Source organism: Alteromonas sp. a30 (assembly GCF_026788005.1).
GTDB lineage: Bacteria > Pseudomonadota > Gammaproteobacteria > Enterobacterales > Alteromonadaceae > Paraneptunicella.
Window position 1 is genome coordinate 101018 of the sequence record NZ_JABEPE010000001.1, and the last position, 12780, is coordinate 113797.

A 12780-nucleotide genomic window follows, 5' to 3' on the forward strand; every position below is an offset into this window, starting at 1 on the left:
CCAGTTACAATGAACTGATTTTTAACATTGAAGAAAGCTATCATTCCAGAAACCTCAAAGATACTTATTCGGGTTTCTGGAATGTTGAAATATCTATTAACTTACCCTTTGTAAAAGCGTCTACGCCCGAAGCCAATCAAGCCCGCAATAAGCAAAGCTCCCCAACTAAGGCTACCACTGCTTCTTTCCTGATTATCAGGAAGATCAGGTTCATCAACACACTCATCGATTGTACCGCCTTCAATAGGGTTCAATAAAACCGAAACAATAGCATCATCCAAAATTGGCTCATCGTTTTCATCTACTGCCGGCTCACCTTTAATATTGTAGGCTTGACGATGAATGATCGCTGTCGCTGCAATTTGATTACTATTATTAATGCTGTTGGCTTGAACAATGGTATAAGGTGAGTCACACGATGTTAAATCGTTAAGGTTTTGGAATGTCGCATTATCAATATCGTATAAAAAACCGTGATCACGACGAGTTACATTAATCGAGGAGTCCACCTCTCCCTCACCCACAACAAGGTTGTTATCGTTAATATCACGGGCAACACTAGCCGAAGTTGGGAAAAAGTCTTCGGGATACACAACCGAGTCAGCATCAACATCGTAAACGAAAAACTTAGTGCGAGTAATACCGCTAATACGACGACTAGCTTGACCAACAGCGATGTTGTTATTGTTAATGTCAATCGCAATACTGTTGAAGTATTCTTCGTGATCGGTGAAACCAATCACTTCGTCGTCACGAAAGACGGCGGCAAAAGTTCGTGGTAAATCTTCGTCTTCTTGAAAAAAGTTCGTTGCTTCACCCACTGCAATACCCGCATTGTTTACCGCTAGCGCTCGACTGATATGAATACGTGTATCATCTTCTGCTGGAGTGATGTGTAAGCCAAGTATTTTACGATCAACGACTTCCCCTTGATCATTAAGCTGCCACAACGCACCACGCAGTTGAAAGCCGGTTAAAAAGCCTGCATTGATAATTTGTTGCTGACAAATTTCTACCGGAATATCACCACGCTCTTCATCATCTAAACAATTGGCTGATGCATTTATACGTGCACTGGTTGGTTCCACGGTTTCATAACCTGCCACTAACAAATTATCGTTAATGGAAAAACCTTCTGTTACCGCACCTATAGCATCAGTTTCTGGGGCGATACCGTAATTTACTCCGTTCATATTCACAAAAGCACGCAAACCGTGTGACTGAGCAACATAAGTAATGTCGGTGTCAGATTCGTTGGTATAAGGCACTTTTTCAAATTTACCTTCACTTGAACCTACCGCAATACCGGCATTACTAAGTAAACGAATACGCGTATCTGTACTACGGGAGTAAGCACTGAAATCTGGGTCGATTTCATCAAAGCCTTGAATGAATGTAACTTCTTCAGGAGAAGTTGCTCCGGCCGGAACTACATAACTTTGTGAACTCGCCAACTGCTGGCTAATACTGCTGGATTGACCATCAATAAATGCCGCAATAAACGTTAAATCAACAGCATTAAAGTTGCCTTGTCTGGCGCTTTCAATGTCAGTTAAATTGTTCACTAAGGTTTCGCTTTCAAAATCCAGTAAACTTAAATCAATCGGCGGATTAAACACACCGGTTGCCACTACGCTTACGTCACCAGCATCATTGATACTTGATGAAAAACCTCTGAGGGATATGTCCTGCATTGGCAGCTCTACTACTTCGTACACTGCCGCTTGCGCCGCTTGGCTGAAAATAACTGACAGACTTGCTGCCACCAACGCTAACTTAACCTGTCTCATGTTGTTTGTTCTTTCCTATTTCATGCTTTCTAGCTCATCCCAGCGGGCATAAGCTTGTTCTAATTCTGTTTGTAAATCCGATAAATTTTGTAACGCTTGATTGGACTCGTTTGGGTCCTGCTTGAAAAAATCTGGCGCATTCACGACTTGTTGGAATTCTTCTACTTTTTCTTCTAGCTCTTCAATTTTGGCGGGAAGTGATTCCAGTTCCAACTGAAGTTTGTATGATAGCTTTTTCTTGCTACCGGATGAAGTGTCAGCCTTTGGACTCTGCTTCTTGGTTTTAGTTTCGGCCTCGGCCTGTTTTTTTCTGCGCTGCTCATACCACGCATTAATATCTTGATAGCCACCAACAAAATCCCGGACGATGCCATTGCCTTCAAAAAACAAGCTATGGGTAACGACGTTATCGACAAATTCCCTATCGTGGCTCACCAATATTAACGTGCCGGGATATTCAGCCAGCGTATCTTCCAGCATTTCCAATGTTTCAACGTCTAAGTCGTTGGTAGGTTCATCCATAATCAGCAAGTTACTTGGCTTGGATAGCAACTTAGCTAAAAGAAGTCGGTTTTTTTCACCACCTGATAAGGCTTTTACCGGCGAGTTGGCGCGATCTGGGGTAAATAGAAAGTCTTGTAGATAGCTAATGACATGACGGCTGCGTCCATTAACATCAATTTCACGCTTACCGTCGGCGACCACATCAATCACCGATTTTTCAGGATCAAGCTGCTCACGATGTTGATCAAAGTAAGCTAGTTCAAGATTGGTTCCTTGCTTCACATTACCTTCGTCTGGTGGCAAATCACCAAGCAACAAGCGGATCAAAGTGGTTTTACCACTGCCGTTAGGACCAATTAATGCAATACGATCGCCACGCATAATGGTTGTAGTTAGCCCCGTAACAATACATTGATCTTCAATGCTGTAGGCTAAATCTTGAACATCAAAGACAACTTTACCCGATTGACTACCTTCTTGCAGAGTGACTTTTGAGGTTCCGAGTTTTTCTCGGCGCTGAGAATATTCGTTTCTTAGTTTATGAAGCGCTCTTACCCTGCCTTCGTTACGGGTACGGCGCGCCTTAATACCTTGTCGGATCCACGTTTCTTCTTGGCTCAGCTTTTTATCGAACAACTTATTTTGCTGCTCTTCAACTTCTAAATCTTTCGCTTTTTTCTCAAGATATTCGGCGTAGTTTCCCGGATAACTCACTAACTGTCCGCGGTCTAAATCAACGATGCGCGTAGCAACTCTGCGGATAAACGCCCTATCGTGGCTTACGAAAACCATGGCGCCGTTGAAGTCCATCAGTTGCTTTTCAAGCCATTCGATCATACTGACATCAAGGTGGTTGGTCGGCTCGTCCAACAATAAAATATCTGGGTTCACAACAAGCGCTTTAGCCAGCGCTGCTTTTCTGCGCCAACCGCCGGATAGCTCAGATAACATCTGATCTTCTGGTAACTGTAATTGCGTTAACACTTGTTGAATACGCTGTTCTAATTGCCAACCATCTAATAAGTCCAATTGTTTTTGGATTTGCTCCAAACGATTGTAGGCTTTGTCGGTTTGCTCTTCGGCAATGGAAAGCGTGAGATGATGATATTCTTTAAGTAAATCCCCCACTTCGGCTAAACCTTGCGATACATAATCGAAAACCGAAATTTCGCTGGTAATGGGTGGGTCTTGCGGCAAAGTGGAAATCCGTACGCCGTTATCGACTATGCGCATACCGTCATCTAACTGAACATCGCCAGCAATCACTTTAAGTAACGTCGACTTGCCCGTACCATTGCGCCCCACTAAACATAGGCGCTCTCCTTTATTTACCAACAAGTCGGCTTTATCCAATAATTGGATACCGTAAGATAAGTTGGCTTCTTTTAACTGCAATAATCGTGTCATTTTAAGAATTCAGTTAGCTGATTCGCGTCGAACGGCCAAGGCAATTCGTTCAGGTTGTCTTCGCGTTTAACTACCGGAATACGCGCGCCATATTCATGAAAATATTCCCGCTGTGCTTTTACATCGATGCTCGTGACATCAAAGTCGCCAGCCTGTTCATCAAGCATGGCTTTAGCCATATCGCATAAACTGCACTCAGAGCCGGAAAATAAAGTTAATTTAAGCGTCATCTTGCATTACCCAGCAATGATGGATTTTTTGGTTACGTTTAAAGTCAAACGGAATGCTTTCTGCACTGATATCGGTAATCCGCAAGCCAAGTGAATCTTGGAGATCTGGATCTAACTTAAATTGACGCAAATTATTAGAGAAAATGATTGTGCCGCCCGGCGCCAAACGCATACGAACTAAGCGTAAAAAGCCAGCATGATCGCGTTGTACATCCCATGAACCTTGCATATTCTTGGAATTTGAAAACGAAGGAGGGTCAACAAAAATTAAGTCAAATTGCTGCTCACACTCTCGGATCCATGTAAGACAATCTTTTCGTACAAGCGGATACTGATAAGCGCCTTTAATCCCGTTTAACGCCAAATTACGCTTCGCCCAATTTAAATACGTATTAGACATATCCACCGTGGTTACGGATTTAGCTCCGCCCAAAGCAGCAAACACTGAGACTGACCCTGTGTATGCGAACAAATTCAATACACGCTTGTCCTTGCTCATTTGACGAACCTTTTGGCGTACATCACGATGGTCGAGGAACAAGCCAGTATCAAGATAATCGTGCAAATTCACCGCAAACTTGGCGCCATTTTCATGCACAATCAGTTCATCTGAAGACTTATCAAGCTTTTGATATTGTGCTTTGCCCTTTTGCACTTGTCGCGTTTTCAAAACAAGCTGACTCGGCTCAATTTGCATAATATCTGGAATGGCAATCAAGATATCCTGAAGGCGGCTGATAGTTTTATGCTTAGGAATGTTTTTAGGGGCGGCATATTCCTGCACAACCACCCAATCACCATAAACATCAATGGCTACGTTATATTCGGGCAAGTCAGCATCATAAACGCGATAACAATCCGTATTGGCCGTTTTTAGCCACTTTTTCAATTTGCTGATATTTTTACGTAATCGATTGGCGAAGTCGGAATGGTTATCTTGCTCTTTGTCTGCAATATGACAATTTTTTTCGTCCAAATGGAAATTCACCAACTGACATTCAATATTGCCGTTGATGAATTGATATTCCTTGCCCGCCATCAGTCGTAATTGGCGTAACATATCTCTGTCACTGGTGAGCAAGGATAAATGCCATTCTGGGAAGGCTTGTTTTAAGTGTCCCCCCCAGCTTTTAAACATCGGCAACAGCTCTGTTAGCTCACCTAAACGCTCCCCATAAGGCACGTTACTGACAATATAACCCGCTTTTTCGAAGGTATTAGGTTGTTGAGTTGCATCTGCCACCTCAAATTGAATAAAGTCGCCAACGTCGGCAATATTGGCATTATCTTTAGCAATTTCGATGACATGTGCGTCAATATCCGTTCCTAAAAAACGCATAGATGGTGTGATTTGCCCCACTTTTGCTTCATCTAGTAATGAAAACCAAAGTGGAATGTCATGGCCTTTCCAATGAGAAAAACCCCACTGATGACGATGTAGACCCGGTGCAATTTTGGCTGCGTATTGCGCGGCCTCAATCAAAATCGTACCTGAACCACACATTGGATCAAATACAGGAATCTCTGCACTAGACTCATCACCATTTCGAATAGCGTCCACCCATCCACTACGCATTAGCACTGCAAACGCTAAGTTTTCTTTAATGGGGGCTCGTCCCGCTCGCTCGCGGTAACGGCGCTGATGCAAACTGCCACCAGATAAGTCTAAATAAATGCCAAAGCCTTCTTTATTCAAACGACCATGAAATTTTAAATCGGGAAATTGTTTTTCAACATTAGGACGCGTGTCGAACAGGTCTTTAAAATGATCGACGATCGCATCTTTGATTTTCATTGCGCCGAACTGAGTATTGTTAATTGCCCGGCTGGTGCCAACAAAATCAATACTAAAGCTTTGATCAGCAGAGAAATGTGAAGACCAATTGACTTTATTCGCTAAATCATAAAGTTCATCCCCAGTCTCCCCTTTACCACTGCGCAATTGCAGTAACACGCGGTTTGCTAAACGTGACCACAAACACAAACGATAAGCGTCGGCGAGTTCGGCTTCAAACACGACCTGCCCCGGACGATTACGGGTCTCGATTTCAGGTAAAAGGTGTTGAATTTCTTGCTGTAATAATTGTTCCAACCCTTTTGAGGTTGTGATTAGAAAACGGTACATAATTCTTCGATTGATAAGCGGAGCGGCATTATACGCAAGCCCTTGAAGCACTGTCGATGCTTTTTTCGTAACCTCATCAGGTTACAAATAGGTAATAAGGTCATCGCCGACCGCCGAATTTAAGGTATTTATGTTGGTTTTTATAACATGATAGCGCGCAAATGACTTTTGTTCAGGCACGGCTAACGCAGCCGATAACAATAACAGCGTGGCAAAGCCGGCGCTTTTTTCGAGCACTAACGCCAAACCTCTATCCGTTTGTGAGTGCAAGAATACAAGTGGCGTAGTATGCAGCGCGGCGTCTGCGGGTATAAACAACCAACTTTTGTTGGCAACAGACTTGTGAAACGTGTTCGCCGCTATGGCATGAACCACAATTTGAAACAATACTGGCTCAGGCACATTTTTAACGCACTGACTCACGATGTCAGCTAGCTCATGATATGCCTCAGATTGTGCCAAATTAAATGCTTCGTTGAAGCCGGGTTTGACAATAAGTTGCTTGCTCGAGTAAGCGCTGGTTAAGACGGTATCGGCATCATCTGCTAACACCAACTTATCCTGTGCTGTGTTAAAACACCAATGCCAGTCCATTTGTGGTGTTCTAATCATTTATTTAAGTCCTGTTGCAATGCGTTGGATTAATTGCGGTCCTTGATAAATAAGTGCTGAGTAAACTTGAACCAAACTTGCTCCTGCATCTAAACGCGCTTGTGCCGCCTCCGCTGAATCGATTCCCCCAACAGAAACAATAGGCAACTCTGCTTGAAGCGCTGAAGCAAGCGTCTGCGTGACTTGCAAGCTTTTCTCTAGCAGAGGCGCACCTGACAATCCTCCAGCTTCTTTTCCATGATGTAAGCCTTCTACGCCTTCTCGGGATAAAGTGGTATTAGTAGCAATTACACCATCAATTTCAGCCTTGCGTAATGAATCAGCAATGGATTGAATTTCTTCATTGGTTAAATCTGGGGCAATTTTCACTAATAATGGCACATACTTTCCGTGCTGTTGCGCAAGTTTAGTTTGTGCTTGTTTCAAACCCGACAACAAGTTATCTAGGGCCTCACCGTATTGTAAATTACGCAGTCCCGGGGTATTTGGAGAGGAAATATTCACTGTGACATAGCTGGCATGAGCATAAACTTTTTCTAAACAAATTAGATAATCTTCTAATGCTTTTTCTTCCGGTGTGACTTTGTTTTTACCAATATTAATGCCCAAAATGCCTTGATAACGAGAGGCTTTTACTTGTTCAATAAGGTAGTCCACGCCTTTGTTGTTAAAGCCCATACGGTTGATAATGCCTTTAGCGTCTTTAATACGGAATAGACGTGGCTTATCGTTACCCGCCTGCGGTTTTGGCGTTACCGTTCCAATTTCAACAAAGCCAAATCCCATGGCATCAAATGCATCTATGCACTCTCCGTTTTTGTCTAATCCTGCGGCTAATCCGATAGGGTTTTGAAAAGTTAAACCGAACACCGTTGTTGGCTTAGCGGGAATGGTTTGCGCATAAGCAGACTTTAAAAAATTATGCTGAGAATGTTTTAAAAACCACAGAGTCATGTCGTGGCTCATTTCAGCATCAAGTTGAAACAGTGCGGACTGTGCCAAAGAATACATCTCGTTTTACCTGTTGCAAAAAAGCCCGGCTGACGCCAGGCTTTGGTTAACTTCTATTTTTTAGCTTTAGCATTTGTTTGCTAAATTGAGCAATTATGTCGCACTCAAATCACACTGATTTTGTGTTAAATGAGTGCATTATCGAATCGTTTTAGAGCTTTTACCCACAATTTAAGCTTAACAACATCAGTTCCCTAAGCGCAACGGAGAATTTCGCAAATTCGTGAGTTTTGCTTGTTTTGAACTCTGCCATCATGTGATACCAGCGCCCTAGTAAATGTTGCTGCTCTTCAATCCATTTATCGAGGATTTCATCCGCATCTTCACCCTTCTTGTCTCGGTTTAGGATCACGCTGGTTAATGAGCGTTGCTGCCAATCGAGCTCTTCACGATAAGCGGCTCTTGCCATTGCTTGCCAATGATTAGCGACCGATTGCGCGTTGATTTGTTCTAAGAACCAATGCAATTCCAGCTTTGAACCTAGCAAGAAGTACAAACGTGAGATCAAGGCAATGTCACGCGACTCGGTCTCTGCCATTTGCGCTAAATCTAATGTTGGGAATAGATTACTCAAGCTAGAAACCTGATAAGCAATGTCTTGTGGCACATTTTTATTAGTTAGCTCACGTACCTTTGCTTCCATTTGTTCGTATTCTTCTGGCACTAGGTACGCTTGTAAATTCTTATCTAGGTCATCAAACGCAGGAGTGTAGAAGTCGATACAGCTTTGAATATCTTCGCCTTTCTTACCGTGTCGTAGATACCATCGCGATGCACGTCTCAAAGTACGTCGTAGCGATACCAACATATCTAACTGAACACTGGAAGGCGCTTTGTTATCCAAAGCTTCAATGCCTTGCCACAGCCCTTTTTTGTTGTAGATCCCTTTTACAACACTGTACGCATTAGCAATTTCTGCAATGGATGAACCTGTTTCTTCTTCCATTCTAAACAGATAATTTAAGCCCATATCGTTGATCATATTATTGGCGAGTTTTGTCGCAATAATCTCAGCGCGTAGTGGGTGCTCATCCATATTTGCGGCAAATTTATCTTGAAGCACTTGCGGGAATGCCGTAACCAATAAGCGATGGTGGTATTTATTATTGGTAATTTCTGGAATATTGAGCTTTTCCTTTAATACCATTTTTGAGTAAGCAATTAACACAGACAATTCAGGTCGAGTTAGTCCTCTTCCCATTGCTAGACGTTCAGATAACTCATCATCCGTTGGAATAAACTCTAATTCACGGTTCAGATACCCTTCGCGCTCTAAACCATGAATAAAGCGAATTTGTTCTTTTAATGATTCAGGACCATTAAAGTCTGTAATCGAAATAGATTGTGTTTGACGATAGCAATCTTGCAATACTAACTCTGCAACATCATCGGTCATGTCATATAACAGTTTATTACGCTGCTTTGTGGTTAAATCTCCAGAATTCACTACTGAATTTAACAAAATCTTTATGTTAACTTCATTATCTGAGCAATCTACCCCACCAACATTATCGATGAAATCTGTATTAATGCGCCCCCCGTGGCTCGCATATTCTACGCGGCCTAATTGAGTCACACCCAGATTTCCACCTTCACCAACAACCTTCGCTTTGACTTCTTTGCCGTTAACACGTAAGTCATCATTGGCGCGATCTCCACAATCCGTATGAGATTCTTTGCTGCCTTTGATGTATGTGCCGATACCGCCATTCCAAATTAAATCGACAGGCATCTTAAGCGCGTTACGAATTAATTCGTTTGGTGTCATCGTGGATTGACGAGTGCCTAACCATTTCTTCATTTCTGCTGTCAAAGAAATAGATTTAGACGCGCGTGAAAAAACACCACCGCCTTTTGAGATTAACGATTTGTCATAATCGTCCCACGTCAAAGATGGGTTCTCGAATAAACGTTGTCTCTCTTTGTACGAAGATTTTGCATCCGGGTTTGGGTCGAAGAAAATATGCAAATGGTTAAAGGCAAACACTAAACGTGTGTGCTCTGATAGCAACATGCCATTACCAAATACATCACCTGCCATGTCGCCGACTGCTAAACAAGTAAAATCGGTTGTTTGGCAGTCAATATCCATTTCGCGGAAGTGACGCTTAACGCTCTCCCACGCACCACGAGCTGTAATCCCCATTCCTTTGTGGTCATAACCAACGCTGCCACCAGAAGCAAACGCATCACCAAGCCAGAAGTTATATTCACTTGAAATAGCATTAGCGATGTCGGAAAAGGTTGCGGTGCCTTTATCTGCGGCAACAACCAAATAAGGGTCATCTTCGTCATGACGCACTACATCCGCAGGATAAATAACATTACCATCAACAATATTGTCGGTAATATCCAAGAGGCTTCTGATGAAAATTCGATAACAGGCTTTACCTTCTTCTAAGAACTCATTACGACTCATGTCGTTTTTGAGCTGCTTACAAACGAAACCACCTTTCGCACCAACAGGAACAATAACGGTGTTCTTCACCTGTTGCGCTTTAACCAATCCCAATACTTCGGTGCGGAAATCTTCTCGACGGTCAGACCAACGTAAACCACCACGGGCAACCTTGCCGCCTCGTAAATGAACACCTTCAATACGAGGTGAGTAAACAAAGATCTCAAACTTCGGCAACGGTAAAGGCATTTCTGGAATAAGATCGGGCTGGAACTTGAAGGAAATGTAAGGTTTCTCATTGCCTTCCTCATCGGTCTGGTAGAAGTTGGTTCTGAAGGTTGCCAAAATCATTTCCATATATCGACGAATAATACGGTCATCGTCTAGATTAGCAACTTGCTCCAAGCTTTCTTTAATCTGACCAATCAGGTTTTCTTCTTTCTTTTCACTATACTTTTTAGACGGGTCGAAACGTTGTTCGAATAAGGCCACAATTTGAGTCGCAATTTGCGGATATCGGTCTAGTGTATTAGCGATGTAATTGTTACTGAAAGAGCTGCCAGTTTGACGCATATACTTGGCATAAGCGCGCAGAATAGTAACGCTACGTCCCGTTAACCCAGCGCCAAGCACCAAACGGTTAAATCCATCGTCTTCAAGCTGGTTATACCAAACTTTAGAGAACGCATCTTGGAACAATTCCATCGCGGTGGTCATATTCATGCTGCCACCCATGCTATGTAGCATGGAGAAGTCCATAATCCAGTTAATTTCTCCATCACTGGTTTTGACTTCATAGGGACTTTCATCAACTACGCGCAAGCCAAAATTTTCCAACATTGGCAAAACAGCAGATAAGTGAATTGGCTCATTTTTGTGGAACAGTTTTAAACGTACAGATTGACTGTCTGTACGTTCTTCTTGTGGCCGATAGAACAACATATCAAGTGTATGGTTTTCATCCAACAATTCTAACTTTTCAATATCGACAACACTCACACTTGGCAAGTTACGCTCTTTATAGCTTGGTGCAAATGCGTTGGCGTATTTTTCATCGAGCACTTTACCATTCGCTTCACCGTGACTCTTACGAATTGCACTTGACAGTTTGTCGTCCCAGCTTTTGGTTAGCTCAATAATGTTCTTTTCTATTTCCTTCACATTAAATTCCGCATTGTTGTTGTCGACTCTCACCATGTATTGCGTTCTCGCATACACAGACTCTGAGAAATACGTCGTAAACTCAACTTCTTCAATACTATTGAAAGATTGTTGCAGCAATGCCTGCGTTTCTTTACGCAATTTAGTGTTATAGCGCTCTCTTGGTACAAAAACCAAACAGGAATAGAAACGTCCGAAGATGTCTTTACGTACGAATAAGCGCGAAATACCACGCTCTTGCATTTGGAAAATACCCAAGACGATACTACGCAGCTCTTCTTCAGAACATTGTAGTAACTCATCACGAGGATAGGTTTCAAGGATATTCACCACCGCTTTGTACGCGTGAGACCCTTTATCAAATCCGGTTTTCTCACAAACACGCTCAAGTTTTTGATGAATAATCGGTAACTGAGTCACGCTACTGTTGTAGAAAGAGGCAGAGTACAAACCAATGAAACGGTGCTCACCTACGACATTGCCTTTTTCATCAAAGCTTTTAACACCAATATAGTCAAGATACGCTGGACGATGAACGCGAGAACGCGTCCCCGTTTTAGTCAGAATAACAGGCTCACTACTTAGCGTATATTCACGAGCTGAAGGAGGAACATTTGACAAGAGACGAGGCTTATCTGAAATTGAGTTTTTCATTAACCCTAAGCTGGTATCATTATCAGCAATCCACTGATAATCTCCTTCTATCGCTTTTACCGTGTAATGGCGATAACCCATTAAAGTAAAGTTATGGTTTTCAATCCAATCAAGAAACTTCTGCACTTCTTTTTTAGATTCTTCGCCACAAGGTAATTTGCTAGATTGATATTCTTTGATAACCGCTTCTAGTGCATCGCACATGGGCTTCCAATCAGCAACAGCAAGTGAAACCTCATCAACCACAGAGTGTAGTTCTGCAACCAAGTTGGATAACGCTTCCTTAGTTGTCTGGCGATCAATTTCAATAAGAAAAACCGTATTTCGTGTTAAGCCTTTGGCTTTACTGTTCTGAGACTCAAAACTGATAATCTCATTTTTATCGTTTCTTACAACGGAGATTGGAGTATGTAAAAGCAGGTGTGCATTAATGCCCATACGATTTAGGGTCATTCTCACTGAGTCCACTAAAAATGGACTATCTTTTACAATAATTTCTACGATGGTGTGTTCTGACTGCCAACCGCTTCTTGCTAAGTCAGGATTAAACACCTGAATAATGGGTTGACTTCCGTCAAACTTAAAAAACTCATTCCACAAGCTTAATGCCGCACCATATAGATCACTATCGTTTCGGTGATCTAAGTCTTCTTTAGGGATATTTTGATAAAGGTTGCGGGCAAACTGCTCAACTAAATTGACTTGTGAAGCGTCAACTTTATTTCGAATAAACTGATACACATTCTCTAAGAGAACAGAGTGCTGATTCGATTTAACCGTCATTGTAATTGCCTTTATGTCGATCGGTTTCTGTAGGTACAGGGAAAGCCGTCTTTTCGTTTATTATCATCAAAAAAATTCGGTATAGCTAAGTCGCTACATGGGATT

Annotated in this window: 7 protein-coding genes; all 7 read right to left on the minus strand. The window is 42.4% G+C overall.

What is annotated here, in order from left to right; all coding sequences use genetic code 11:
• Nucleotides 1–101: 101 nt before the first annotated feature.
• The gene (locus HJG39_RS00490) at nt 102–1790 is read right to left on the minus strand and encodes a DUF3466 family protein (RefSeq protein WP_268405488.1); all 1689 of its coding nucleotides are present in this window, start codon (nt 1788–1790) and stop codon (nt 102–104) included.
• A 15-nt stretch (nt 1791–1805) separates the two neighbouring features.
• Nucleotides 1806–3701, minus strand: coding sequence for an ATP-binding cassette ATPase Uup (gene uup / locus HJG39_RS00495; RefSeq protein ID WP_268405490.1), 1896 nt, complete (start codon nt 3699–3701; stop codon nt 1806–1808).
• The gene (locus tag HJG39_RS00500; protein WP_268405492.1) at nt 3698–3931 is read right to left on the minus strand and encodes a glutaredoxin family protein; all 234 of its coding nucleotides are present in this window, start codon (nt 3929–3931) and stop codon (nt 3698–3700) included. Before HJG39_RS00500 ends, uup begins: the two co-directional genes overlap by 4 nt.
• Entirely contained in the window at nt 3921–6056 is a 2136-nt protein-coding gene (gene rlmKL / locus HJG39_RS00505; protein WP_268405494.1) for a bifunctional 23S rRNA (guanine(2069)-N(7))-methyltransferase RlmK/23S rRNA (guanine(2445)-N(2))-methyltransferase RlmL, read from the minus strand. Before rlmKL ends, HJG39_RS00500 begins: the two co-directional genes overlap by 11 nt.
• 81 nt (nt 6057–6137) lie before the next feature.
• Complete coding sequence (locus HJG39_RS00510) at nt 6138–6668, minus strand: cell division protein ZapC domain-containing protein (protein WP_268405496.1); 531 nt, start codon at nt 6666–6668, stop codon at nt 6138–6140.
• On the minus strand, nt 6669–7679 hold the full coding sequence (gene pyrD / locus HJG39_RS00515; RefSeq protein ID WP_268405498.1) for a quinone-dependent dihydroorotate dehydrogenase: 1011 nt from the start codon (nt 7677–7679) through the stop codon (nt 6669–6671).
• 160 nt (nt 7680–7839) lie between these two features.
• Entirely contained in the window at nt 7840–12675 is a 4836-nt protein-coding gene (locus HJG39_RS00520) for an NAD-glutamate dehydrogenase (RefSeq protein WP_268405500.1), read from the minus strand.
• Between the last annotated feature and the right edge of the window lie 105 nt (nt 12676–12780).

What these genes read in the sequence shown, in the direction of transcription:
- rlmKL (WP_268405494.1), bottom strand. Translation starts at nt 6,056, where the DNA reads ATGTACCGTTTTCTAATCACAACCTCAAAAGGGTTGGAACAATTATTA.
- uup (WP_268405490.1), bottom strand. Translation starts at nt 3,701, where the DNA reads ATGACACGATTATTGCAGTTAAAAGAAGCCAACTTATCTTACGGTATC.
- pyrD (WP_268405498.1), bottom strand. Translation starts at nt 7,679, where the DNA reads ATGTATTCTTTGGCACAGTCCGCACTGTTTCAACTTGATGCTGAAATG.
- HJG39_RS00500 (WP_268405492.1), bottom strand. Translation starts at nt 3,931, where the DNA reads ATGACGCTTAAATTAACTTTATTTTCCGGCTCTGAGTGCAGTTTATGC.
- HJG39_RS00520 (WP_268405500.1), bottom strand. Translation starts at nt 12,675, where the DNA reads ATGACGGTTAAATCGAATCAGCACTCTGTTCTCTTAGAGAATGTGTAT.
- HJG39_RS00490 (WP_268405488.1), bottom strand. Translation starts at nt 1,790, where the DNA reads ATGAGACAGGTTAAGTTAGCGTTGGTGGCAGCAAGTCTGTCAGTTATT.
- HJG39_RS00510 (WP_268405496.1), bottom strand. Translation starts at nt 6,668, where the DNA reads ATGATTAGAACACCACAAATGGACTGGCATTGGTGTTTTAACACAGCA.